At 54.2% G+C, this 26,257-nt stretch carries 24 protein-coding genes; 14 read left to right on the top strand and 10 right to left on the bottom strand.

Annotated features, from left to right (window positions below; all coding sequences use genetic code 11):
* Positions 1–8 precede the first annotated feature (8 nt).
* The 5 genes from ACMZ66_RS04465 to betI all read right to left on the bottom strand — a co-directional run bounded on the left by ACMZ66_RS04465 (position 9) and on the right by betI (position 7,166).
* Entirely contained in the window at positions 9–1,325 is a 1,317-nt protein-coding gene (locus ACMZ66_RS04465; protein WP_416934825.1) for an NAD(P)/FAD-dependent oxidoreductase, read from the bottom strand.
* 226 nt (positions 1,326–1,551) lie between these two features.
* Complete coding sequence (locus ACMZ66_RS04470; protein WP_416934827.1) at positions 1,552–3,144, bottom strand: L-serine ammonia-lyase, iron-sulfur-dependent, subunit alpha; 1,593 nt, start codon at positions 3,142–3,144, stop codon at positions 1,552–1,554.
* A gap of 162 nt (positions 3,145–3,306) precedes the next feature.
* Complete coding sequence (gene betA / locus ACMZ66_RS04475) at positions 3,307–4,992, bottom strand: choline dehydrogenase (protein ID WP_416934829.1); 1,686 nt, start codon at positions 4,990–4,992, stop codon at positions 3,307–3,309.
* Positions 4,993–5,051: 59 nt separating this feature from the next.
* The gene (gene betB / locus ACMZ66_RS04480) at positions 5,052–6,446 is read right to left on the bottom strand and encodes a betaine-aldehyde dehydrogenase (protein ID WP_416934830.1); all 1,395 of its coding nucleotides are present in this window, start codon (positions 6,444–6,446) and stop codon (positions 5,052–5,054) included.
* Positions 6,447–6,575: 129 nt separating this feature from the next.
* Complete coding sequence (gene betI / locus ACMZ66_RS04485; protein WP_416934832.1) at positions 6,576–7,166, bottom strand: choline-responsive transcriptional repressor BetI; 591 nt, start codon at positions 7,164–7,166, stop codon at positions 6,576–6,578.
* Between the two features lie 376 nt (positions 7,167–7,542).
* On the opposite strand from betI, the gene ACMZ66_RS04490 reads away from it, so the two are divergent.
* The 3 genes from ACMZ66_RS04490 to choV all read left to right on the top strand — a co-directional run bounded on the left by ACMZ66_RS04490 (position 7,543) and on the right by choV (position 10,672).
* On the top strand, positions 7,543–8,502 hold the full coding sequence (locus tag ACMZ66_RS04490) for a choline ABC transporter substrate-binding protein (RefSeq protein WP_416934834.1): 960 nt from the start codon (positions 7,543–7,545) through the stop codon (positions 8,500–8,502).
* Positions 8,503–8,624: 122 nt separating this feature from the next.
* Positions 8,625–9,473, top strand: a complete 849-nt coding sequence (gene choW / locus ACMZ66_RS04495; RefSeq protein ID WP_416934836.1) for a choline ABC transporter permease subunit — start codon at positions 8,625–8,627, stop codon at positions 9,471–9,473.
* A 2-nt stretch (positions 9,474–9,475) separates the two neighbouring features.
* Positions 9,476–10,672 carry a choline ABC transporter ATP-binding protein gene (choV, locus tag ACMZ66_RS04500; RefSeq protein ID WP_416934838.1) on the top strand — a complete coding sequence of 399 codons (1,197 nt, stop codon included), beginning with the start codon at positions 9,476–9,478 and terminating at the stop codon, positions 10,670–10,672.
* 81 nt (positions 10,673–10,753) lie between these two features.
* Here the strand turns inward: choV and moaD are convergent, their stop codons facing one another.
* Together moaD and ACMZ66_RS04510 are read right to left on the bottom strand one after the other, a co-directional pair.
* Positions 10,754–11,005, bottom strand: coding sequence for a molybdopterin converting factor subunit 1 (moaD, locus tag ACMZ66_RS04505; RefSeq protein WP_416934840.1), 252 nt, complete (start codon positions 11,003–11,005; stop codon positions 10,754–10,756).
* 87 nt (positions 11,006–11,092) lie between these two features.
* Positions 11,093–12,037, bottom strand: coding sequence for a LysR family transcriptional regulator (locus ACMZ66_RS04510; protein WP_416934842.1), 945 nt, complete (start codon positions 12,035–12,037; stop codon positions 11,093–11,095).
* A 174-nt stretch (positions 12,038–12,211) separates the two neighbouring features.
* On the opposite strand from ACMZ66_RS04510, the gene ACMZ66_RS04515 reads away from it, so the two are divergent.
* The 10 genes from ACMZ66_RS04515 (at position 12,212) to ACMZ66_RS04560 (ending at position 22,719) form a co-directional block, all read left to right on the top strand.
* On the top strand, positions 12,212–13,084 hold the full coding sequence (locus ACMZ66_RS04515) for an ABC transporter permease (RefSeq protein WP_416934844.1): 873 nt from the start codon (positions 12,212–12,214) through the stop codon (positions 13,082–13,084).
* 12 nt (positions 13,085–13,096) lie between these two features.
* Positions 13,097–13,915 carry an ABC transporter permease gene (locus ACMZ66_RS04520; protein ID WP_416934847.1) on the top strand — a complete coding sequence of 273 codons (819 nt, stop codon included), beginning with the start codon at positions 13,097–13,099 and terminating at the stop codon, positions 13,913–13,915.
* A gap of 123 nt (positions 13,916–14,038) precedes the next feature.
* Entirely contained in the window at positions 14,039–15,193 is a 1,155-nt protein-coding gene (locus ACMZ66_RS04525; protein ID WP_416934849.1) for an ABC transporter substrate-binding protein, read from the top strand.
* 106 nt (positions 15,194–15,299) lie between these two features.
* Entirely contained in the window at positions 15,300–16,397 is a 1,098-nt protein-coding gene (locus ACMZ66_RS04530) for an ABC transporter ATP-binding protein (protein ID WP_416934851.1), read from the top strand.
* Positions 16,398–16,432: 35 nt separating this feature from the next.
* Entirely contained in the window at positions 16,433–17,809 is a 1,377-nt protein-coding gene (locus ACMZ66_RS04535; protein ID WP_416934853.1) for an aspartate aminotransferase family protein, read from the top strand.
* On the top strand, positions 17,806–18,735 hold the full coding sequence (locus ACMZ66_RS04540; RefSeq protein WP_416934855.1) for a 3-keto-5-aminohexanoate cleavage protein: 930 nt from the start codon (positions 17,806–17,808) through the stop codon (positions 18,733–18,735). Before ACMZ66_RS04535 ends, ACMZ66_RS04540 begins: the two co-directional genes overlap by 4 nt.
* Before the next feature lie 64 nt (positions 18,736–18,799).
* On the top strand, positions 18,800–19,840 hold the full coding sequence (locus tag ACMZ66_RS04545) for a histone deacetylase family protein (protein WP_416934857.1): 1,041 nt from the start codon (positions 18,800–18,802) through the stop codon (positions 19,838–19,840).
* A 24-nt stretch (positions 19,841–19,864) separates the two neighbouring features.
* Positions 19,865–21,010 (top strand): NAD(P)/FAD-dependent oxidoreductase, encoded by a 1,146-nt coding sequence (locus tag ACMZ66_RS04550; RefSeq protein ID WP_416934859.1) that lies wholly within the window; start codon positions 19,865–19,867, stop codon positions 21,008–21,010.
* A 27-nt stretch (positions 21,011–21,037) separates the two neighbouring features.
* On the top strand, positions 21,038–22,324 hold the full coding sequence (locus tag ACMZ66_RS04555) for a M20 family metallopeptidase (protein ID WP_416934861.1): 1,287 nt from the start codon (positions 21,038–21,040) through the stop codon (positions 22,322–22,324).
* Positions 22,325–22,371: 47 nt separating this feature from the next.
* The gene (locus ACMZ66_RS04560) at positions 22,372–22,719 is read left to right on the top strand and encodes a RidA family protein (RefSeq protein WP_416934863.1); all 348 of its coding nucleotides are present in this window, start codon (positions 22,372–22,374) and stop codon (positions 22,717–22,719) included.
* 66 nt (positions 22,720–22,785) lie between these two features.
* Here ACMZ66_RS04560 and ACMZ66_RS04565 read toward each other — a convergent pair whose 3' ends face one another.
* A complete protein-coding gene (locus tag ACMZ66_RS04565; RefSeq protein ID WP_416934865.1) occupies positions 22,786–24,018 on the bottom strand; it encodes an alpha/beta fold hydrolase in 1,233 nt (410 codons plus the stop codon).
* Positions 24,019–24,118: 100 nt separating this feature from the next.
* Between ACMZ66_RS04565 and ACMZ66_RS04570 the strand changes: the two genes are divergently transcribed.
* Positions 24,119–24,631, top strand: a complete 513-nt coding sequence (locus ACMZ66_RS04570; protein WP_416934867.1) for a GNAT family N-acetyltransferase — start codon at positions 24,119–24,121, stop codon at positions 24,629–24,631.
* Positions 24,632–24,701: 70 nt separating this feature from the next.
* Here ACMZ66_RS04570 and ACMZ66_RS04575 read toward each other — a convergent pair whose 3' ends face one another.
* Both ACMZ66_RS04575 and ACMZ66_RS04580 read right to left on the bottom strand, forming a co-directional pair.
* Complete coding sequence (locus tag ACMZ66_RS04575; protein ID WP_416934869.1) at positions 24,702–25,199, bottom strand: thioesterase family protein; 498 nt, start codon at positions 25,197–25,199, stop codon at positions 24,702–24,704.
* Complete coding sequence (locus ACMZ66_RS04580; protein WP_416934871.1) at positions 25,196–26,137, bottom strand: ornithine cyclodeaminase family protein; 942 nt, start codon at positions 26,135–26,137, stop codon at positions 25,196–25,198. The genes ACMZ66_RS04575 and ACMZ66_RS04580 overlap by 4 nt, the downstream gene beginning before the upstream one ends.
* Positions 26,138–26,257 lie beyond the last annotated feature (120 nt).

A 26,257-nucleotide genomic window follows, 5' to 3' on the forward strand; every position in this document is an offset into this window, starting at 1 on the left:
TCGCTAGCCTAAATCTTGTCGCGGATCGAATACCAGAGCATGGCCGCGACCAGAAGCGGGAAGCGCAATGCCTTCCCGCCCGGGAAGACCGGGATCTTAAGGTTCGACATCACGTCAAACCGTTCCATCGTGCCGGCAACTGCGTCGGCCATGATCTGCCCGGCAAGGGTTGCCATGGCAACCCCGTGCCCGGAATAGCCTGACGCGGTAAAGGTATTGTCGTCGATCTTTCTAAAGAACGGCATGCGGTTCATCGTAATCGCCAAGGTCCCGCCCCAGCCATAATCGATCTTGACGTCTTTCAGCTGCGGATAGACTTCAAGCATATGCGGCGAGACAAACGCCTTGATGTCACTTGGGAAGGTGTAGCCATAGGTCTCCCCACCGCCAAACACCATGCGTTTATCTGCACTTAATCGGTAATAGTTGATCACGAATTTGGAATCTGCGACCGCAACATCATCACGGATCAATTCCCGCGCCAGATCATCGCCAAGCGGCTCGGTCGCGATGATGAAATTGTTGATCGGCATGACGCGGCGCGCAACCCGATCATCAAGCGCATCCAGATAACCGTTGCAGCCAAGGATCAGTTTGTTGGCCGTGATGGTTGCGCCATCCTTGGTCTTGACCGTGACCTTGCCCGCCTTGTTTTCATAGCCGGTGACAAACGCATTTTCAAAAATGCGCGCACCTGCCGCACGGGCAGAATTGGCAATCCCCAGGGCAAAGTTCAGCGGATGTATATGCCCCGCCCCCATATCAAGCGATCCGCCATGATAAAAATCAGTACCCAGCATCTCGCGAATTTCGGCACGGTCGACGGACCGGATATCGTTATAGCCATATTCTTCGCGCAGCTTGTCGCAATAGGCATGGGTATCATCGACAAAGCGCGCCCGGTGATCGGCATGTAGGATACCCGGTTTCCAGTCGCACTTGATGTCATGCTTGGCGATCAGGGATTTAACAATGTCCTTGGACTGTTCGGCAATATCCCAAAGCTTTTTGGCATCATCGCGCCCGACCATCTTTTCAAGATCGTCCTGTTCGCGGCGCTGACCCGAACCGACCTGACCGCCATTACGGCCCGATGCGCCCCAACCAACCCGATGCGCTTCAAGCAACACAACGTCAAATCCGCGCTCCGCCAAATGCAGAGCGGATGACAAACCGGTAAAGCCCCCACCGATGACGACAATGTCGCAGGTTTGGTCCCCTTCAAGCTTTGCAAATGGTTCCGTCGCATTGGCAGATGCCGCGTAATAGGACGCGGGATATGCGCCGGCCTTGTCATTGGCGGTCAGCAAATTCGGGGTAAACACGGAGTGCCTCTATTGGTTGTTAATTATGGGCTTATCCTGACCGATCAGGGGCATCTATCAAGGAAAAACCAACGATTTCGCACGGGTTTGACATCATTTCACCGATTATGCCAAAACAGGCAACCCACGGGAAAAAGGATTGCGCAAACCCACGCCCAAAACGCGATAAATGCAAGGCGCTCTGATGGTATTTCCAATCATCAGAACGCATTTTCTCACGGGATTCTTACACGCCCTGCGTCACGGCCTCGACCATACGAAGGGCTGTTTTGGTTGCCGCACAGCCACCACGTGCCGTACAGCGCAAATCAGGATGCATCATCGCACCAATTTTCACGGTCTGATCGACGAGTTCATCATATTGCAGAACCGCGTCAAAGCCCGCCAAAACCGCCATCGCCGATGAAAAGGCATGCGAAACGCCGGCCACATTACGCGCATGGCACGGGATTTCCACATCCCCGCCCACCGGATCACACACAAGACCCAAGGTGTTCATCAAACACATGCTGGCTGCGTCAAAGCATTGCTTGGCCGATCCACCATAAGCCTGGGTCACACCGGCTGCAGCCATGGCGGCCGAGGCGCCGGTCTCGACCGAACAGCCACCACATTCCGCAGCAAAGGTACCGCGCACCGCAAACACCGCCCCGATCAGCGCCATAACCTGAAGCGCATCGGTCGCCCCTTCAATATCAATGCCATGCCGGATCAAACCATATAGCGTTCCGGGCACAACACCGGCACTGCCAGCCGTTGGTGCGGCACACACAAGACCACGGTTGCTGTCGCGTTCCATCGCCGATAATGCACCGGCCATCGCATCTTGCAACACCGGGCCGCCAAGCCCTGCTGGCAGGTTGGCATCACGGACATTGCGCGCGCGCAGGGTCAGAAACCGCATAACATTGTCTTCTGGCTTGGCATCAAACCCTTCGGCCACCACGCGCAGCATCAGCTCGCAACGCTCCCGGAACAGTTCGCGGGTTGCCTCACGCGACAGGCCAAGTCGCTTGGCCTCCAACGCCAATGCCGCATCGGCAATCGATCCGCCTTCCTGCTTGTCAGCAACTTCAATCACCGCTGCCGTGGTTGAAAACAGATCATCGGTCGCACAGACCGGATATTGTGATGCATCGGCAAAACGCACATTATCAATGCCATCACGTGCGCGAAGATCGGATAGCTGCATTGAACTTGGTAACGCCTGCAGGGAAATTTCGATCCGCTCATGCGCCGGATCGACCGATACGCCAAGCAGACTATTGTCGCCTGCTGAAAGCTTGGCCGCAATTTCATCCGCGTTTGCAACAACAGTGGGTCCCCAAACAAACACGGTCGCCGTCTTACCGGTCAGAAACAGCGCTTCTCCATTCATACTGTCGATGTAATACATCCCGCCGCCAACAGAGGCCCCAGTATAAAGATCGGTACGCTTGGTCCCATCCGGTGCAACAACGCTGAGTTCCAGATCAACACGGTTAGGATGGTTGTTGTTTTCAAGCTCGGTCACTTCGACCGCAAATTTGAAGCCCTCACCGCGCTCAACCCGACCAAGGATTTCGCGGTAATCCGCATCGGTCAGCTTTGCGCCCGCCAGTCCAGCAGCAAAATTCTCGTCCGAGCTTTGTGCCTTATAAACCGGGGCAAAAGACCCGCGCGGGTCGAACCGGATCACAGCGTTTTCAAGCACTTCGCCGTTTGCACAGGACAGCTCACGCACAAGCTTTGCCATCATGTAGGGCGCGGCACAGTGCGAACTTGATGGCCCGCGCATAACCGGACCGATAACGGAATTAAGCAGACTGATTTCTTGCATGGCGGCTTTTCTTCTTTTGGCGTGTATGTCGCGGGGATTGCATACAATATTCTCCGATCATCACCTGCCCGTTTGCCAAATGCAATCACCCAAACGAAAAATCCCCGACCCACATAAACCGTGGATCGGGGATTTCTGATTTATTCCAAGCGGGCTGGATTATCAGCGCTGCTTGGTTTCCCATTCGGGATGCACGAAATATGGCGCATTCGATGGTGCCAGGGGCTGACGGCCACGAATGATATCAGCAGCCTTTTCACCGATCATGATCGTCGGTGCATTCAGGTTGCCCGTGGCAATCGACGGCATGATGGAACTATCCACCACGCGAAGGCCTTCGATGCCATGAACGCGGGTGTTTTCATCGACCACAGCCATATCATCACTGCCCATCTTACACGAGCATGACGGGTGATAAGCACTTTCGGCGTGATCAGCGACCCAGGCATTGATCTCATCATCGGTCATGATGTCCTTGCCCGGTGAAATCTCGCGACCACGAAGGTCTGCAAAGGCTTCCTGACCAAAAATCTCGCGGGTCAGGCGAACCGATGCGCGCATTTCTTCCCAGTCTTCCGGGTGGCTCATATAGTTCGGATCAATGATCGGGCGATCTTTCGGATTGGCAGATGCCAAACGTACCGTACCGCGCGATTTGGACCGCATCGGACCGACATGGGCCTGGAAACCATCACCTTCTGCAGCTTTGGAGCCGTTATAATTAATCGCGGCTGGCATGAAGTGATATTGCAGATCTGGGTGCTTGACCCCTGCCTTGGACCGGATGAAACCACCGGCTTCGAAATGGTTTGTCGCACCAAGACCGGTTTTGAACAGATACCATTCAACACCGATCTTAAGCTTGTTCCACCAATCAAGTTTGCTGTTCAAGCTGATCGGCTTGGTGCATTCCATCTGAACATAAAGCTCCAGATGGTCCTGAAGGTTTTCACCAACACCTGGCAGATCATGGACAAGATCAATACCATGTTCGCGAATATGGGCTGCCGGACCAACACCTGAAAGCATCAAAAGCTTTGGCGAGTTGATCGAACCGGCCGAGACAATTACTTCGCGATCCACCACGGCACGTTTGGTTTCGCCCTGATGGGTGAAATCAAGACCAATCGCACGTTTTCCTTCGAAAACAATGCTTTGCGCCAGTGCATTGTGATAGACGGTCAAGTTCGGACGCGTCATTGCCGGGCGCAAATAAGCGCGTGCCGTTGACCAGCGACGGCCCTTATAGACCGTCATATCCATGGTTCCCAAACCTTCCTGGCAATAGCCATTTTGGTCCGGGGTGAATTCGTACCCCGCCTGCTGACCGGCTTTGATCCAAGCTTTGTGCAGGTCGTTCTGGCATTTGCCGGTCGTTACATGCAGCGGCCCATCGCCGCCATGATATTCGTCACCGTCAGTGTCTTCGTTACGCGTATCGGCCTTACGGAAATATGGCAGGCAGCGCGCATAATCCCATTCCTTGAGTGCTTCGTCTTCTTCGGCCCAACGGTTGTAATCAAGTGCATGACCACGAACATAGGCCATGCCATTGATCGAGCTTGATCCGCCATAAACACGACCGCGCGGGGTTTCCATGCGGCGGTTATTCAGGTTGGGCTGCGGCGTCGTCCAATAGGCCCAGTTGTAGGTTTCCGACTGCATCGGATATGACAGCGCGGTTGGCATATGAATACGCCAATCCCACCAATGGTCTTTCGGGCCTGCTTCAACCACAAGCACCTTGACCTCGGCATCCTCGGTCAGGCGGTTGGCCAAAACAGCACCGGCCGAACCGGAACCAACAATCACGTAATCGTATTTTTCAGTCGTCGTTGGGGTCGTCATACATGATCCCTTTAATTTCAATGCTGTGTGGGCAGCCTGTTTCTGATCGGCACAACCAATCAGTAAGGTGCTGCGACATCGCCGGTTTCGACATAAACCGATTTGATGCGGGTGTAATGTTCGATCGCAGCGCGACCGTTTTCACGACCGACACCGGACTTCTTCACACCGCCAAACGGCATTTCAATCGGGGTAATGTTGTAGGTATTGATCCAGCAGGTCCCTGCTTCAAGCTTGGCAACCACGCGATGACCACGCGACAAGTCCTTGGTGAAGACACCTGCGGCCAGACCATATTGAGTATCGTTAGCGCGCTTGATGACGTCTTCTTCGTCACGGAATGTCAGAACCGACATCACCGGGCCAAAGATTTCTTCACGCACGATGGTCATGTCATCACGGCAATCGGCAAAGACGGTCGGCGCAACAAACAGGCCACCTTCCGGCATGCCTTCGGTCACCGCATGACCACCAAGAACGCATTTAGCCCCCTCTTTCTTACCGATTTCGATATAGGACATCACCTGATCGTACTGGGATTTGGTGACGATCGGGCCGACCTGGGTTTCCGGCTTCTCCGGATCGCCCAGAACAAGGTCCTTCGAACGGGCGATCAGTTTTTCGATGAAGGCATCAGCAACGTCTTCATGGACAAACACACGCGTTCCGTTCGAGCAAATCTGACCTGATGAATAGAAGTTCGCCATCTGCGCGCCCGAAACAGCGTTATCAAGATTGGCATCTTCAAACACGATCATCGGCGACTTGCCGCCCAGTTCCATGGTGACCGCCTTCATGCCGCCTGCAGCAGCTGCCGCAACCTTGGCACCCGTGGCAGCCGACCCGGTCAGGGAAACTTTATCAACGTCGTGATGATCAACCAGTGCGGCACCGCATTCGCGCGCGCCCTGCACCACGTTGTAAACACCATCAGGAAGACCTGCTTCCTGCAGCGCTTCGGCAACGGCAATGGCTGAAAGCGGGGTGACTTCGGATGGCTTGTAGACAACCGCATTGCCACATGCCAATGCCGGTGCTGCTTTCCAGCAGGCAATCTGGATTGGATAGTTCCAGGCACCAATAGCCGCACAAACGCCAACCGCTTCGCGGCGGGTATAGGCAAAGTTACCGGCAAGATCGATATGCTCGCCCGCAAGACTTCCTGCGACACCGGCGAAATATTCAAGGCACTCGACACCGGAAATCACATCAACGATTTCTGTTTCCTGAATGGCACGGCCGGTATCACGGGTTTCAACCATGGCCAGTTCATCATTGCGATCACGCAGGATTTGGGCAGCCTTGAACAACACACGCGCACGTTCAGCAGCCGGCGTGTTTTTCCAGATTTCAAAACCGGCACGTGCCGCCTTTACTGCTGCATCAACATCAGCTGCCGTGCTTTCCTTGCCCTTGGCAAGAACGGTGTTGGTCGCCGGGTTCAGCGTTACCATGTCCGCGCCAGAACCGCTGGTTTTCTTGCCGTTGATGAAATTCTGAAATCTGATAAAGGCTCATAGCAAAACTCCTGCAGGCCGCCTCGATACCGGGCGACCATGAACGTGAATATGTGGCGATTGCGTTCAGCGTTCCGGCGAGTTCGCCAGATATAACCGCAAGGTGCTAAGCACCATTTTGCGCGCTGCACTGACATCGGAACGGCCCAGCGAAAGACCGGTACGCACCCAGATGCCGTCAATCATGGCCGCAATTGCAGCCGAAATTTCTTCTGCCCGCTGATCGGTTGTCAGTTGGCGCAGCTCATGGCGCAAATTCGACGCCAGTCGCTGAAAATAGATATTGTTGATACGGCTCAGATCTTCTGAGAACGGCACCTGCGCCCAGAAAGACAGCCACGCCACGGTTACCTGCGGGGTGAACTGTTCTCTGTTAAAGTTCGTGTCGATGATTGCTTCAAGGCGATCCATCGGCGTCTTTGCCTTGGGCATACGGGCCAGATAATCACTGCGCAATTCCTGCATCAGGAAGCGCATGGTCGCTTCAAGCAACGCATTCTTGCCACCGAAATAATGCGAGATGATCCCAGACGACATCCCCGCCGCCTTGGAAATCCGCGCGATTGTTGTATCGGCAAATCCGTGGCGATGAATGGTTTCAATCGTCGCGTCGATTAACTGCCTGCGGCGTACAGGCTGCATACCAACCTTGGGCATCACTCATCCAATTCAGTTGCGTTCCGAGGGGTTTAACGCCACTGCAACAGCATAAGACGCAGTTTTTAACCCTTCGCAATTGACGTATCCCGAATATGCTGTAATTTAATTGAACAATCAATCAATAAAAACACGCCGTCATGAGCGGCGCGTTCCCAAGGGGCTTCTACCTTTGCTGCGCGGCTTTGCGGCTGTTTTTGTGGTTGTTCCGGTCCATGGATTTCGTTCGGGGGAACGGATCGCATGGCTCTGGGCGAGTGTTAGCGACATATTTTGTTGCGTTGATGTTCGTCTGGCCTCCGGAACCGAGACATCTTCCGACTTCCGCTTTGCGGTGGTTGGTAACGTTAGGTTTACACAAGGGAGAACCAGAAACATGACCAAACTTTCCACGTTCGGCCGACTTCTTGGCAGCACCATCATTGCCACCACCCTTCTGGGTGCGGCATCCGCCAAGGCAGCCGACAGCGATGCCTGCAAAACCGTGACTTTCTCTGATGTTGGCTGGACCGACATCACTGCAACCACGGCGACCGCATCGGTAATTCTTGAAGCACTGGGCTATTCTGCACAGACCGAACTTCTGTCGGTCCCGGTTACCTATACCAGCCTTGCCAATGGCGACGTTGACGTATTCCTGGGTAACTGGATGCCGACCATGGCAGCCGATATTCAGCCTTACCTCGACAAGGGTACGGTTGTGACCACCGGTGCCAACCTTGAGGGTGCGAAATACACGCTTGCGGTTTCCAAGAATGCCTTTGATGCAGGTCTGAAAGACTTCGCTGACATTGCCAAATTCAAAGACCAGCTTGATGGCGAAATTTACGGCATCGAGCCGGGCAACGATGGCAACCGTCTTATCCAGGACATGATCGATGGTGATCAGTTCGGCCTGAGCGGCTTTGAACTGGTTGAATTATCCGAACAGGGCATGCTTGCAGAAGTGAAACGCAAATCTGCGCGTGACCAGTTCATCGTGTTCCTTGGTTGGGAACCGCACCCGATGAATGCGAAATACGAAATGGCTTATCTTGATGGTGGCGACGACGTATTTGGCCCGAACTTCGGTGGTGCAACGGTTCACACCAACCTGCGTGCAGGTTACACCGACGATTGCCCGAATGCCGGTAAATTCGTAACCAACCTGAAATTCAGCCTCGCCATGGAAAACGAAATCATGGACGCTATCCTGAACGAAGGTACCGACCCGGCCAAAGCAGCAACCGCATGGCTCAAAGCCAACCCGGATGCAGCTTATGCATGGCTTGACGGCGTTACCACCTTTGACGGTGGCGATGCACAGGCAGCGCTTAAAGGCGCGCTTGGTCTCTAAGCCAACCATGTGATCGGGTATTAGTCCGCATATGTGATCAACCGATACGCCCCACAGTCCCACATCTATGCTGTGCGGGCGTATCGCGTAGTTTAATTCTTTAAACGAACGGAAATTTCCCCATGGAATGGCTCACGGAAACGAAGATTCCGCTGGGACAGTGGATATCGTCCCTTATGGATGCGCTTAACGAACATGCCGATTTCGTTTTCTATACCATTTCGGATGTTCTTGAATTTATTATCGAAAACACCATCGATTTTCTGGTGTGGCTGCCGGCCTTTGTCATTATTGCCGGTTTTGGCGTTCTTGCTGCTGTTCTGCACAAATCCTGGAAACTGACGGCCTTTACGGTTCTGTCCCTGCTGTTGATCGTTAATCTCGGCTATTGGGAAGAAACCATGGAGACGCTGGCCCTTGTGATCTATGCATCGCTATTTTGCATGATCATTGGTGTGCCGCTTGGCGTTGCGTCGGCTCATCGGCCCTGGCTTTATCAGGCGATGCGTCCGGTTCTTGATTTGATGCAGACGATCCCGACCTTTGTTTATCTGATCCCGACCCTGATCCTGTTTGGTCTGGGGGTTGTACCGGGTCTGATTTCAACCGTGATCTTTGCCATCGCCGCACCAATCCGCCTGACCCATCTGGGCATTTCAAGCACACCGAAATCACTGATCGAAGCGGGTAAAAGCTTTGGCTGCACCCCGCGTCAATTGCTGTTCAAGGTCGAACTGCCCTCTGCCATGCCATCCATCATGGCGGGCCTTACCCAGTGCATCATGCTGTCCCTATCGATGGTGGTGATCGCAGCCCTTGTCGGGGCGGATGGCCTTGGTAAACCGGTTGTTCGTGCGCTGAACACCGTGAATGTCGCCCAAGGGTTTGAAGCCGGTCTGGCAATCGTGATCCTGGCCATTGTACTTGATCGCATCTGCCGCCGTGACAACAACGAAACGTCGGGGCACTGATCATGACCAATGCTGTTGAATTCGATAATATTGACGTGATCTTTGGTGATCGTCAGGCAGAGTCACTGGCCCTTCTTGATCAGGGCAAAACCCGCGAAGAAATCGCTGCCATCACCAACAATGTTCTTGGTGTGGCCGATGTGACCTTCAATGTCCCACAGGGCGAGATTTGCGTTCTGATGGGCTTGTCGGGATCGGGTAAATCATCGCTGCTGCGCTGTGTGAACGGTCTGAATACCGTTTCACGCGGATCGCTTCGCGTACGTGATGGCGACTGGATGGCCGATGTCACCAAATGTGACGGCCCTACCCTTCGCAAATTGCGCCGTGAATGTGTGGCGATGGTGTTCCAGCAATTTGGTCTTCTGCCGTGGCGGACCGTTGCCGAGAATGTAGGCTTTGGTCTTGAGCTGCGTGGCATGGGACCAAAGGAACGCCGCGAAATCGTCGAGGAAAAGCTGGCGTTAGTTGGTCTGGATAAATGGGCAAACAAATATGCCCATGAACTTTCAGGCGGCATGCAGCAGCGCGTGGGCCTCGCCCGTGCCTTTGCGACCGATGCGCCGATCCTTCTGATGGATGAGCCATTCTCGGCCCTTGATCCGCTGATCCGTAACCGCCTGCAGGACGAGCTTCTTGATCTTCAGGAAAAGCTCAACAAAACCATCCTGTTTGTCAGCCATGACCTTGATGAAGCCATGAAACTTGGCAACTCCATCGCGATCATGGAAGGCGGTTACGTGGTGCAGCATGGCACACCAGAAGACATCGCCCTTCGCCCGGCGAATGAATATGTCGCAGACTTCGTGGCGCATATGAACCCGGTCAACATCCTGCGCGGTCGTGCGATCATGCATCGTGTTTCGCCCGATGACCGATCCACCACGGGTCAGATCGCGGTCGAGGACGAGAATATCCGCATCTCGCTTGAAGACGGTGTTGTAACGGGTGCGCATAACGGCGAACGCGGCGAGCTCAAGCTGATCAATTACGAAGGTGAGCTTCCCTCGGAACTGGATTCCACCAACAATTCAGTGATCTTCGTCGCACAGGATGATGTGCTGCTTAAAGACCTGATTGAAATGCGTTCCATCACGCAAAACCCGGTCATCCTGACCCGCGAGGGCAAGATTTCCGGAACGCTGGGCCGCAAGGAATTCTTTGACAGCCTTACCCAGACGGCATCGGTTCACGACTGATAATCGCAGACCGGAAATCTATCATCTGATGAATAAAGGGCGCCTTGATTTCAGGGCGCCCTTTTGTATGAAGAATGTGATTTAGCCGCCTGTCACGGGCGGGAACAAGGCAATCTCGCTTGCCTTGGTAACATCAACATCTGGGGTCGCATATTCCTGATCCACCGCCACACGAATGATGGCAGGTTCGGCCAGCGCATCAGCAAAATTTGCTCCACGACCGGGCAACCACGCCAGAAGATCGGCGACGGTTTTGACATGACCCGGCAAATCCACCGTTTCCTCGGCAACACCGATGCGATCCTTCACCCACGAAAAATAGACCAGCTTCATATTCAATCCTGATGGCTTGTGTGTTGTTTCCCGCATGCTTGCGCAAACACTTGATGCGCGCAAGTCCCGATGCCGTGAAGGGCAGTTTTATGGATAAACAAAATACCCGTCCGGGGCATTTTCCAGACGTGCAGTCAAATTATCGATAAAGAAGCGCTCCGCACGGCTAAGCGACATGCGCGGGTTGGTCACCAGATAGATATCAATGGCTGGCGGCGCAATATAGGGCGGCAAACGCCAAAGCTGCCCGCGTTCGGTTGCGTTTTGCACCACATGGATCGGCAACGGCCCGATACCAAGCCCGGCATTGATCAAACGCCGGACTTCTTCAAGATGCGGGCTAACCGCGACCACCTTGCCCTTCATGCCTTCTTGCGCACGAAGAACAGCAACCGGTGCCAATGCGTCAGAGAGCTGGTCGGTTGAAAACGACACGAATGCTTCTGACCGAAGATCTGCCAATGTCAGGTTGTCTTTGCCAAACAAGTGATGGGTCGGCCCGCAGAAAAAGCCGAAATGTTCGCGATACAGCCTGCGATATTCCAATCTCGGATGCTGTTCCTTGACCAGACAAATGCCGAAACTGGCCTGCTGCGATAGCACCTGATCAATCACATGCATCGAGGTCGCGACATTGATCTCATAGGTCACTTCGGGATGGGATCGATTGAAATCAAACAATGCATCATCAAGCGGCGGAAACACCACGTGACTGGCAAGCCACAAATGCAAATGCCCGGTCAATTGGCTTCCGCTATCTGACATCACATCGGACAATCGGCCGATGGCCCCGCAAATTTCGCGGCATTCGTGATACAGCGCCAATCCCTGTTCGGTGACCTCAAACCGGCCACGTTCGCGGTCAATCAGGCGTGCGCCAATCTGATCCTCAAGCCGTTTGAGCGCGTTACTCACACTGGGTTGGCGCAGCAGCAACCGGTTGGCGGCCCCGGTGATGGATCGTTCTTCGACGATGACGGTAAAGGTATGCAGAAGGTTCCAGTCAAACTGGCGCCGCATCAATTCATTCATCGCATCCCCCGGATTTCAACAGCTTGAGACATACCCATAGCCAATGACTATGAGATCTATTCTACTTATCTATTTGTGCTATGTGCAAGTCTGGGGTGGAATAGCGACAAGACAAATTTCAACGGCCAAATAACCGCGCTCGGCATCGCCGGAGCATAATAACGGGAGGCATAAATGGCCGCAGATATCGCAGGGCAACGCAGAGCCCCGTGGATGCTGTTATCGCCATCATTGGCGACAGTCGGATTGTTATTGATCATCCCGATGTTATTCATCGTGGTTTATTCATTCTGGCTGCGCACAGCGACCGGTGCCGATCAGGTTGGCTTCTACCTTGATAACTGGGTCGAAGTCCTTGGCGACCGTTTCTATCGCGATATCCTGTTTCAGACCTTTGCCATTGCCCTTTACACCACCGTGATCTGTGCGCTGGTGGGCTATATCCCGGCCTATTTCGTTGCCAATACACCTATGAAGTCCAAGGCATTTTTGCTGTTGATGTTGATGCTGCCGTTCTGGATCAGCTACATCATCCGCACCATGTCCTGGATCAACATCCTTGGTACATCAGGCGCACTTAACACCGTGTTGCTGTCGATTGGCATCATCGATGAACCGATCCAGATGCTGTATAACCAGACAACCGTGATCTTGGGTCTGGTGCATTATCTACTGCCCTTCATGATCCTCAATGTCTATGTCAGCCTTGATGGCATCGACAAGAACCTGACTGAGGCCGCCCAAAGCCTTGGCTGCACAGGTTGGCAGGCATTTCGCGAAGTCACGTTGCCATTATCACTGCCCGGTCTGGCCGCAGGTTCGCTGCTTTGCTTTGTGCTGGCGGCGGGCACCTATATCACCCCGATTGTTCTGGGCGGGCCGCGTGATGCGATGTTTGCCAATCTGGTGTTCGAAGCCATCGTCACACAGTTGAACTGGCCGCTTGGCTCAGCGCTTTCACTCGTCCTTCTCGCCCTTCTGGGTGCGCTGGTCGTCATCTACACCCGCTATCTCGGCATCGATCAGATCGCCAAGAGCTTCAAATAAGGGAGTGATCAGATGATGTCCGGTTGGTCGATGATCCGAATTGCCACGATCCTTGTTTATCTGTTCCTGTTTGCACCGGTCGCGGTTGTGATCCTGCTGGCATTCAATGCCAATCAGTTTGGCGGCTTCCCAATTGAAGGGTTTTCGCTGCGCTGGTTTGAAGCGCTTTGGAACAATGATGCGATTGTGCGTGCGTTTAAAACTTCACTGCTGCTAGGGCTGTTGACCAGTGCGATTTCAACAACCCTTGGCACGCTGGCCGCTCTTGCGATGGTCAGATACGACTTTCCGGGCAAACGGACCATTTCGACCCTGTTGATTGCCCCGATCCTGATCCCGGAAGTCGTTCTGGCTGTCGCACTCCTGCTGTTTTTGCAGTTCCTGTCTATGCCCAAAAGCTTTGGCCTGCTTTTGATGGGCCATGTTGTCTTTACCCTGCCCTTTGTGGTGCTGGTGGTTCAGGCACGCTTGGTATCGATCCGCCGCGATGTTGAAGAAGCCGCCATGAGCCTGGGCGCAACACCGGTGCAGACATTCTTTGAAGTAACCCTGCCCTTGATGCTGCCTGCGGTCATGGCCGGGATGCTGTTTTCGTTCACGATTTCCTTTGATGACATTACCGGAACCCTGTTCTGGAAACCGGGTGGTGTTGAAACCGTCCCGACCCAGATTTTTGCCATGCTGCGCAATTCCATCAGCCCGGAAATCAACGCCCTTGGGGCTGTGATGGTGATCTTCACCATTGCCCTACCCCTTGTTGCCGCATCCATCGCACGCGTCATGTCGATGCGCAAACTGCGCGCATCAAACAAAACGACCCGGACCGCCTGAAATCAGGCGCAAACCAAGTTTCGAATATCGCGGGCAACCGCCAAGACCAACAACAAGACCAACAGACCAACGACCAAGAACAAAACCGATCAACGGATAAATTGTTTTATCAGGAGGCCTTAAATGGACGATACGAAACGCTATGAACGCCTGCTTAACCGTTACCGCGATGGTGACATCAACCGCCGTACTTTCCTGACTGCATTGGGTGCAGCCGGTGTCGTTGCCGGTGTCACCGGTGGCCCGATGGGCATGCTTGCCAAAAGCGCGCGTGCTGCCACCCCGGAACAGGTTCGCTTTGATGGTTGGGGCGGTGTTGTTTCCGAAGCATTCGAAAAATATGCATTTGCGCCCTATACCAAGAAAACCGGCATCGAAGTCGTATCAGGCACCTTTGGCGGAGCGGACGAATATATTGCCCGCGTCAAAGCTGGTCAGCCCGGTGAGTTTAACCTCGCCCACCTGTCAGGCGTGTTTGACTATGCCCGCTATCATGGTCTGGAACTGACATCGGAACTGAACGAAGCCAACATTCCGAACCTTAAAAACGTCATCCCGACCCTGATTGATCCGCTGCGCAAAATCACTGGCGGGACACTTTCAGCTGTTCCGTATGACTATGGCACCACCGGTATTGCCTATAACCGCAAATATATCAGCGACGATGAAGCCAAGGCCAAAGGTGCCAAGCTGATGGTCGATGAGGCCTATAAAGGCAAGATCGGCGGTTGGGGTGAATGGAAAACCCGCATCTGGTATGGCGCCCTTCAGTCTGATCAGGACCCGAATGCGATTTCCGATATCGATGCGGTTTGGGACATGATCCGTTCGCACCGTGACCTTGCGCTTAAATATTGGAGTTCGGGCGCGGAACTGATGAGCCTTCTGGCAGAAGAAGAGATCTATGTCACCGAAGGTTGGTCTGGCCGCATCAAGGCGCTTCAGGATCAGGGCCATGACATTGGTTATCTTGATCCGACCGGCGGGCTTGGCTGGCAGGAATGTCTGTTTGTTCTGCGCGGCAGCCCGATGGCGGCCTGTGAAGAACTTCTGAACTTCATGCTCGAACCGGAAGTCGCGATTGCCGTTGCCGAAGGTCAGAGCTACCCGCCTGCCCTTGATCCGCAGAAAGTTGCCCTTGGCGACACCATCCCGACCCTGCCGGCGTTTGATCCGAAAGGCACCTTGGCGTCGCTCAGCTTCTTTGATCCGGCCTACTGGAACGAGAACGAAGCAGACTGGTCAAAGACCTTCTCACGTGTGCAGCGCGGCTACTAAGCCCGCCTTGCACACCTGATCCGGTGTCCTTGCCTTCGCACAACCGGCAAGGACACCCCTGCCCTTTATCGATGCAGGCATACTTATTCTGACAGGGTATTTAACAATGGCCGATGCCAACAACGCCGTTGAACTGAGAAATGTCGTTAAACGTTACGGTGAAATCACTGCGGTAAAACGCATGGACCTGACCGTGCCCGACAACAGCTTCGTCACCTTTTTGGGACCATCGGGCTGTGGCAAGACGACGACTTTGCGTATGATCGCGGGGCTTACCGACATTACCGAGGGCGATCTTTTGATCCGCGGCAAACGGGTCAACAGCCTGCCGATCCATAAGCGCAATCTTGGCCTTGTGTTTCAGAACTATGCCCTGTTCCCGCATAAAACGATTTTCGACAACATCGCCTTTGGCCTGAAATACCGCAAGGTGTCCAAGACCGACATTGCGCAAAAGGTCAATCAAGCGCTTGATCTGGTGCAACTGCCCCATGTTGCCGAACGTTATCCCAATCAGCTTTCAGGCGGCCAGCAGCAGCGTATTGCCCTTGCCCGCGCCATTGTGATCGAACCTGATGTGCTGTTGTTGGACGAACCGCTATCAGCCCTTGATGCAAACTTGCGCGAAGAAATGCGCGTTGAGCTTAAACGCATTCAGCGCGAACTGGGCATCGCCACGGTCTTTGTCACCCATGATCAGTCCGAAGCCTTGGCGATGTCTGACAAGCTTGTTGTGATGAACAATGGCATCGTTGAACAGGAAGGCGCACCGCAGGATGTTTATAACAATCCCGCTTCTGCCTTTGTTGCCGACTTCCTGGGCCATTCCAATATCATTCCAGCAAACCTTGGCAGTCCCGATGCCGCCTTTACCAGTGTGAACCTTAATAGTGGTGAGACGCTTCTAACCACGGGCGAACAAGCTGCGAAAGCCAATGGATCAAAGGATGTGCGCGCGGTTGTCCGTGCCGAAAAGATTGATCTGTCTGATCAGAACGGTGCCCAAGACGGCGTAATTGCCATTCCCGGCAAGATCAAAACAGTGGATTATCTGGGTCAGCAGGCCCGTTATTTCGTCGAGGCCAATGGTCGCGACTGGCAGGTAATCAATCCGATTGATGCCCGCCCCCATCAGGAAGGTGCCGATATCTATATGCATATCGCGGCACGTAATTGTGTGTTGTTGCCCGGACATCAGGACTAAGGATCACTGATGCCGGTTCAGGAGAGCCACCATAAATGACGCATGATGCTAAAAACCCGGTCGGTCATAACCGGGAATCCCGTTTATTCTATCAAAGTCGGTCACGCCGCCCGCTGATTGACCACGCCCTTGGCGTCTATATGTGGGACGTCGATGGCAAACGTTATATCGATGCATCCAGCGGCGCGATGGTCAGCAATATCGGCCATAGCGACCCGCGCGTGATTGCCGCGATGAATGCGCAGCTTGAAAAGGCAAGCTTTGCGTATCGCCTGCATTTTGAAAATGACGCGGCTGAAAACCTGGCCTGGCGATTGGCCGAACGCGCACCGGGTGATCTTGAACGGGTGTTCTTTGTTTCGGGCGGCTCTGAAGCGGTTGAAAGCTGCATCAAGCTTGCCCGGCAATATGCATTGGCCAAGGGCGAACCGCAGCGCACCAAGGTTATCTCACGTTTTCCAAGTTATCATGGCTCCACCCTCGGTGCGTTGGCGCTGACCGGCTATACGCCGATGCATGCGCCCTTTGCCCCGATGATGGTTGATCAGCCGAAAATTCCGGCGCCGACCTGTTATCTGGATCGTGATGACCTGACCGATCATGAGCGCGGCATCAAATATGCCAACGTGCTGGAAGCCGAAATCATCAAACAAGGTCCTGAAACCGTTCTTGGTTTCATCATGGAACCGGTTGGCGGGGCCGCAACCGGCGCCCTTGTCGCGCCTGACAGTTACTATGGCCGCATTCGCGAGATTTGCGATCAGTACGGCATCCTATTGATCTATGACGAGGTTATGACAGGCGCCGGTCGTACCGGCAAATATTTTGCCTGCGAACATTGGGGCATTACGCCCGATATCCTTGCCGTTTCCAAAGGCTTGGCTGCGGGGTATGCACCACTTGGTGCGATGATCGCACCTGATCGCATTGTTGGTCCGGTTTTGGACCATGGCGGGTTTATTCATGGCTATACCTATGCCGGGAACCCGTTGGCCTGTGCGGCAGGCAATGCGGTTCTTGATGTGATTGATGAAGACGGCCTGCTTGAAAATGCGGCCAGTGCCGGTGCGGCATTGAAGTCAGAGCTTGCCAAGCTTTCCGATGAATTCACCTTGATCGGTGATGTGCGCGGCAAGGGATTGTTACTCGCCATCGAGCTGGTCAAGGACCGCAAATCGATGGAGCCGCTCGATCCCAAACATATGGCAGCTGCCCGACTGGTTGATATCGCCTATGAGCTTGGCTTGATCATTTACTGGCGGCGTACACGCGGCGGATATCGCGGCGATCACGTGATGGTCTGCCCGCCCATGTCGATCAAGCCAGAACAGTTTGACGATATCCTTGTGCCGCTGCGCACAGCACTGACCGAACTTCAGGACGAACTTGTCATTGCCGGAGCATTCGCATGACCCGGAAAGTTATCATTACCTGCGCCATCACCGGATCGGTTCACACCCCGTCCATGAGCCCGCATTTGCCGATCACGCCCGATGAAATCGCCCGTCAGGCGATTGATGCGGCCAATGCCGGGGCATCGATCCTGCATCTGCATGCCCGCGATCCTAAAACCGGTTTCCCCGCACCTGATCCTGATCTGTTCATGGAATTCCTGTCACGGATCAATGATGCCACCGATGCCGTGATCAATATCTCCACCGGTGGTGGAATGAACATGAATGTCCGCGATCGCATCCGGGCTGCGGCCAATGCAGCACCGGAAATGGCGTCGCTTAACATGGGCACCATGAATTTCGGACTGTTCCCTGCACTCGCCAGCCGATCAGAATGGAAACATGGCTGGGAACCGGAATTCCTTGAAAGCAGCCGGGATTTTGTTTTCAAAAACACATTTTCCGACATCGAAACCATTCTGGCTGATCTCGGTGATGCCAACGGCACACGGTTCGAGTTTGAATGCTATGACGTCGGCCATCTTTACACGCTGTCGCATTTCGTTGAGCGCGGCCTGATCAAAGGACCGCTCTTTATTCAGTTTGTGTTGGGTGTATTGGGCGGTATAGGCGCTGATCCCGATAACCTGCGCCATCTCAAACTCACCGCAGACAAGCTGTTTGGCGATCAATATCAGTTTTCTGTCCTTGGTGCCGGACGCCATCAGATGCCGTTGGCAACGTTATCTGCTGAGCTTGGCGGCAATGTCCGGGTCGGGTTGGAAGATAACCTTTATCTCGCCAAGGGTGAGCTGGCCCCGGACAACGCATCACAGGTGCGCAAAATTCGTGAAATTCTGGATGGGATGGGTCTTGAGATAGCAACACCAGACGAGGCCCGCGTGGCCCTGGGCTTAAAGGGGGCAGATAAGGTCGCCTTCTAGCCCGCACGCAACGAAGACATAAGCCACCACCGTTAGACCACGCATAAAGTGAAAGGCGGCAGCGATGATGCATGCCTATTTCTCAGACGATCAGTTACGCCATCACGGCAAGACATTCATTGTCGCCGGCGAGAAAAAGCCGATCCCCGAAGTCCCCGAACGTGCCGAGATTTTATCAGGCGCGGTCGAACGCCTCGGGCTTGATCTCCATGCACCAATTGATGCCGGGATGGATCCGATCCTTGCCATTCACGATGCGCAATATCTGACATTCTTGCAGACGATCTATCCGGAATGGCAGGCCGCTGGTGGCTCCGAGCTTGTCATCCCCAACATCCATCCATTTGATCGCAATGGCCCCTACCCGCGCCATCATGCGGGCAAAGCCGGTTTTCATCTGGGTGATACATCCTGTCCGGTTTCACCCACCACATGGCATTCGGCCTATGCCAGCGCGCAAACCGCGATCTCGGCCACGCGTCATGTACGTGATGGCGGCGCCAATACCGCCTATGCGCTGTGCCGCCCACCGGGGCATCACGCCAGCAGCAATATCGCGGGCGGGTTTTGTTATCTGAATAACAGCGCGATTGCCGCACAGGAACTGCGTGCGAAATATGATCGCGTGGCAATTTTGGATGTCGATCTGCATCACGGGAATGGCACGCAGCATATTTTCTATGATCGTTCTGATGTCATGACCTTATCAGTCCATGCAGACCCCAGCGATTTTTATCCGTTCTTCTGGGGGCATGCCGAAGAAATTGGCGAGGCTGCCGGGATCGGCTTTAACAAAAACTATCCCATCGCCCTTGGCAGTGGCGATGACGTTTTCCTTGGCGCCCTTGATCGGGCGATGGCCGCCATTGATGAGTTTAATGCGGATGCGGTGGTGATCGCACTGGGCCTTGATGCATCGCGCGATGATCCGTTTGGCGGGCTTACGGTCAGTCCCGATGGATTTGCCCGGATCGGTGAAAAAATTGGCACCCTTTCCTGTCCAACCGTGTTAGTGCAGGAAGGTGGCTATGTCAGTGAAACTCTGGCAGAAAACCTGTATCAGTTTATCAGCGCATTTTGCGCCACCAGCATAAAACAACAATAACGTCCCGTTATCAGAAGGCCCCAAATGACCCATTCAGACATCCTGATTATTGGCGGTGGCATTGCCGGTATGTCGGCCGCATATTTTCTGGCCAAGGCGGGGAAATCCGTCACGGTACTCGAACGCGAAGATCAACCGGGCTATCACAGCACCGGTCGGTCCGCCGCCCTTTATAGCGAGACATATGGCCCGAAAATCATCCGCAAGATGTCGACCGCCAGCCGGGATTTCTTTATCACCCCGCCAGATGGGTTTACCGAAAACCCGATCCTCACACCGCGTGGCATCATTATGACCGCCGCCCCGGGTGAAGAAGCCGAACTTGACGCTATCCTGACCGAGGGGCGCGCCAATGGTGCGAACTTTGTCGCACTCACCCCCGATGAGCTTAAAGAAATCGTTCCGATCATTAACACTGATCTGATTGCCGCTGCCGCCCATGAGACCGATGCGATGGATATCGATGTCCATGCGCTGCATTGGGGCTTTATCCGTAGGTTCAAAGCCATGGGTGGCACGCTTGTCACCAAGGCCGATGTCAGTGCGATCAGCAAATCCGGTGATGGCTGGACCGTCACCCTTTCCAAGGGCGAAGAATATCGTGGCGATATCGTTGTCAATGCAGCGGGTGCCTGGGCCGATGACATTGCGATCAAGGCCGGTGTCAAACCACTTGGCATCACGCCAAAGCGCCGCACGGCGGTGATGATTGATCTGCCATCTGATGTGAAGGCACATGGCTGGCCACTTGTCGCAAGCCTTGATGAGACGCTTTATTTCAAGGAAGACGCCGGTCGTTTGCTGGTATCGCCTGCCGATACTACCCCAACCGAACCACATGACGTTCAGCCCGAAGAACTTGATATCGCGATCACGATTGATCGCCTGATGACAGCTACCAGTGTCGAGGTGCGCCGTCCCGGTGAATCATGGGCCGGTTTGCGCAGCTTCTTTAAGGATGGCGATCCGGTATCGGCCTTTGATCCGCAAGAAAGTAGCTTCTATTGGCTGGCTGGTCAGGGGGGCTATGGCATTCAAACCGCCCCCGCTATGGGTGAATATGCTGCCAGCATGATTTGCGGCAACGGCATCCCGGCACATATGACCAGGCTTGGCATTACCGAAGATGCGCTTTCGGCAACCCGTGCCAGCCTTGTCACCGGCAAGTAAGCCAATTGATCAAACGGAGATCTCAGCATGACCGGTTTTGATCGCGCAGCTCTAAGAAAAGCCGTCGCCAATCGCACATCAAAGGCGATTGATGATCTGTGCGCGCTGGTGCGTCATGACAGCCTTCTGGGCAACGAGGCATCGGCACAGGACTGGATTGCGGGTCAGTTTGCCGAAATGGGGCTGGATGTTGAACGGGTGGCGATTGATATCGATGCGCTGCGCGATCAGCCGGGTTTTTCCCCGCCGGTGATTGATGGTTATGACGGGCGTGAAAATGTGGTTGGTTTGCACCGTCCGAAAAACCCGACCGGGCGCAGCCTGATCCTCAATGGTCATATCGATGTCGTGCCGACCGGCCCGGTCGACAAATGGCGGCATGGTCCGTTTGAACCCCATGTCGAAGATGACTGGATTTATGGTCGTGGTGCCGGGGATATGAAGGCCGGTATCATTGCCTATTGCCATGCGCTTCAGGCCCTTCATGACATCGGGCTTGAACCCGCCGCCCCCGTCATCCTGCAATCGGTTGTCGAGGAAGAGTGCACGGGCAACGGTGCGCTGGCCTGCCTTCATGCAGGCTATACGGCCGATTGCGCGATCATTCCCGAACCGTTCAACCAGACGCTGATGACCGCCCAACTTGGCGTCATGTGGTTTCAAATCCATGTGTCGGGAAGCCCGGCACATGTGTTGGATACGTCAGCTGGCAGCAATGCGATTGAGGCGGCCTTTGGTTTTTTTGAGGTATTGAAGGAAGTCGAAGAAATCTGGAACCACCCCACCCATCGTCATTCTGCCTATGGGGCGCATGTTCACCCTGTGAACTTCAACCTTGGCAAGATTGATGGCGGTGAATGGGCATCGACCGTGCCGCCGGTTTGTACGGCCGATATCCGCGTTGGGTTCTATCCGGGCATGGAGCTTGAAAAGGTTCGCGAAACGATCGAGGCCGTCAAACAAAGCGCGCTTGACAATCACCCCGCTTGCAAAGGCGCGAAAATCGAGATCACCTATCGCGGTTTTCAGGCCGAAGGCTGCGAGATGGATGCAACCCATCCGATGATGACCATGATCGGTGATATTCATCAGGAAGTCACCGGCAAGGAAATCCGAAACTATGCATCGACCGCAACGACCGATGCACGGTTCTTCCAGATTTACGGCAATATTCCGGCCACCTGTTATGGACCAAAAGCCGAGCGAATTCACGGCATTGATGAACGTGTTTCCATCACATCCATGATGGAAGTCACCGAAGTCCTGGCCCTGTTCATTGCCGACTGGTGCGGCGTGCAAAAGCGTGCTAGCTAATCGGCATTATTAAATAAATTATCCAATTAAATCCGAAGGAGAGCTTCATGAGCATTCAGCGTCTTCACTCCGGCCCGCGTATGAGCCAGGCCGTTGTCCATGGCGACACCATCTATCTTGCTGGCCAGGTTGGCGAAGCAGGCAGCAGCATCACCGATCAGACCAAACAGGCACTGGCAAGCGTTGACGCGCTTCTGGCAGAATGTGGTTCGAGCAAGGAAAACATCCTGTCGACCACCGTCTGGCTGGCTGACATGAAAGACTTCGCTGCAATGAACGAAGCATGGGAAGCATGGGTTGCACCGGGTCACGCACCGGCACGCGCCACGGGCGAAGCAAAGCTTGCGACGCCGGATTACCTTGTTGAGTTCATCGTGGTTGCGGCAAAGCCGTAATTGCTGATCTCCTAGGTCACCGAATTTCAAACGCCCGGCGGGGAAACCTGCCGGGCGTTTTGTTTATCAGGTCGAAACTTCGCGCGTGACGATCAGTGAACTGGCTTCAAGGGTTCGATGCACCGGGCATTTATCGGCAATCTCAAGCAACCTTTTTCGTACATCGTCGGTGAAATCACCGTGCAATGTGATCAGTCGTTCAAACCGGTCAATTTTGCCAGATTTCTGGACTTTTTCTGTGGCACAACCTGCGCAATCCTCGGCATGGATTTTCTCGTGGCGGACTTCGGCCCGGATACCATCAAGCGGGATTTTCTTTTGATCGGCATACATGCGAAGCGTCATGACCGTGCAGGCACCAAGCCCGGCAGCCACATAATCATAGGGTGACGGGCCACTATCAAACCCGCCAACATTTTCAGGCTCGTCGGCCAACATGCGATGTTGCCCGGCAATGACCATGGACTGGAACTTGCCAAGCCCGGTTTCGCGCACAACCACACCTTGGGCGATTTCAGGAACCTCTTGCGCATCAGCAGGCAAATAGCGTTTCACCCAGGCGGCAATCACATTGGCTGCGTATTCTGCGTCATCGGGATTGCGCAGCAGATGGTCCGCATCATCAAGCGAGACAAAGCTTTTGGGATGTTTGGCCGCGTCATAAATCCGACCGGCATTTTCAATTCCCACCGTCTGATCCATCGGCGCATGCATCACAAGTAACGCCTTGTGCAGCTTCGCGACGGACTTTTCGATGCTGTGTTTTCCAAGGTCTTCGACAAACTGGCGTTTGATGACAAACGGCCGACCACCGAGTGATACTTCCGCCTGCCCGTCGCGTTCGATATCAGAAAGATATTCATCAAAGTTATGCGTCACATGCCCGACATCGGCCGGTGCGCCGATGGTTGCGATTGCGGTTGCCTCTGGCACGCTATCGGCCACTGCCAACACTGCCGCCCCGCCCAGCGAATGACCGATCAAAAGCTTGGGGGCGGCAAATTCATGACGCAGAAAATCTGCTGCGCGCCGAAGGTCTTCAAGATTGGAGGTAAAATTGGTTGATGAAAAATCACCGCCTGATCCACCAAGCCCGGTAAAATCAAACCGCAGCACGCCAATGCCTTGCAATGTCAGCGACTGGGCAATCTTGCGTGCGGCAGTCAGATCCTTGGTACAGGTAAAGCAATGGGCAAACAGGGCGTATGCCTTGACCGGCCCGGTTGGAAGATCAAGGCGAGCGGCAAGTTCCGCACCATGCGCGCCTTCGAATGTCAGCTTGATGGGTTTTACGGGCATCGACGCAATCCTGTTAATGGGGAAGAAAGCTTATATTCTTCCGGGATTTATCAGTTATGGTCAGATGGTAACGCCACCACGATACCAAGGGTATGACAAGATGACTATTCTTGAAACGCCGCGCACAATCTTGCGCGAAGCAACGCATGATGACGCCCCCTTTATCCTGAAACTGTTAAACGAGCCGGGCTGGATCCGCTTTATCGGTGATCGCAACATCCATGATCTGGATGGCGCGCGCGACTATATCGATCTGCGCTTTCGCGAGAATTACGACAAGCTTGGATTTGGCATGTGTCTGGCACTGGAGAAAGATACCCAAAGTCCGATTGGCCTGATCGGCTTTGTAAAGCGTGATACGCTGGATGCCCCCGATATCGGCTATGCCGTGACCGAGGAACATCAGGGTAAAGGGTATGCCTATGAAGTAAGTTCTGCCCTTCTTGCCCATGGCTGGAATGCATACGGGTTTGAGAAGGTTTATGGCTATTGCCTGCCGGATAACAAACCGTCGGTCGGTATGCTTGAAAAGCTTGGCCTGACTTATTTGCGTGACGAGGATGTCAATCGGTCCGGTGAAATGTGCAGGCTTTATATGGCAACCCGTCCCTAGCCCACAGTCTCACGCGCCCCACCGATATTTCAAACAAAACCCCGCAATCTGATGATGCGGGGTTTTGATTTTACTTGCGGCGAATGCCGATTTTGCGCCCGACCCCGGACGGTATGGGTAGATCGGCATGAGCCTCTTTGATGCGGTTAAGGGTCGTCATGATATCATCGGGAAACGGTGCAGATCGTCTGGTTTCCATATCGATATGCATGGTGATGATTTCGTTGGTCGATGCCAGCCAACCCTCGGTCCCATGGCGCATTTCATGATACATGTGAATACGTTTCTGATCGCAATCAAGCACACGGGTATGGATCACATATGGATCATCCTGATGGATTTCGCGGTCATAGGTGATGTGCATTTCCAGACCAAAAGTCGATCCGCCGCGTCGTTCGGGATAGGTGTAGCCCATCCCGACCGCATCGAGAAACGCCATCGATCCCAGATCAAACGCAACCACGTAATAGCCGACATTCATGTGGCCATTAAAATCAATCCATTCCGGTTTAATTTTACCGCGAAATCCTTCAAGCGGTTCGGGTGCGAACAGATCGGTACTGATCATTTATCAACCGCTTTCACCACGGCAACCGCGGCAAAGAAATCTTCAAGCGAATGACCAACAGATTTAAAGACCGTGCATTCATCGTCCGCCTCACGGCCTTTGACATCACCGCGGGTCAAACCGAACAGGTCACCCAAAATGTTGGATTTGGAAATGGCACCACTTTTGATCGCCTGAACCACATCACCACCTTCGGCGCTCGCCCCTTCGAAACTATCGACATAGATGCGGCACTTTACCATCACCGCGTCATCGGTTTCGCGCATGGTCGGCTTGAACGCACCGACAAGATCCACATGCGTTCCGTCGCGCAGCCAGTCACCCCGCACCAGCGGTTCGGTCGAAAGGGTCGCGCAGGAAATCAGATCAGCCGTCTTGCACGCGGCCTCAAGATCGTCCGTCCCCTTGGCGTTAAAGCCAAGTTCGGCGATTTCGGCGGCAAGGGCATTGGCTTTGTCGCCATTGCGGTTCCAGATCGTGACATTCTTGATCGGGCGAACCGATGCATGGGCCTTGATCAATTGCGGCGCCATCGCACCCGATCCGACCATGACCATGTCACTGGCATCCTTGCGCGCAAGATAATCTGCCGCCAAGGCCGATGCGGCGGCCGTGCGGCGCGTGGTCAATTTGGTGCCGTCAATCACGGCAGATGGTTGGCCCGTGGTGGCATCGAGTAAAACATAAGTCCCGGAAACCGCCGGAAGGTTTCGCGCAGAATTGCCCGGAACGACAGCCGCAATCTTAACGCCCGCAGCCCCGTCCTTTTGCCATGCCGGCATGATCAGGAAAGTCGCGTCATCTTCGTTGCTGCGTTCCATGTTGAAATGGCTGCGCAATGGGGCTTCGCAGCCTTGTGCAAAACCGTCACGAAGGGCTTCGACCAGATCACGGGGCGAAACAAACTTGTCGATATCTTCTGCCGTTACGAAACGCATGAGCCTTCCTGTAGAATTATTTGATTTTCAGTGTGGTAGCGGTCGTTTCTTATACCACGACACAACCATCCCGTCACAGGAAGACCGGCAGTTTTTTATGCTGTTTTTTCGCAGAAATGG

This window comes from Thalassospira sp. (genome assembly GCF_048059015.1).
In the GTDB taxonomy this organism is placed as follows: domain Bacteria; phylum Pseudomonadota; class Alphaproteobacteria; order Rhodospirillales; family Thalassospiraceae; genus Thalassospira.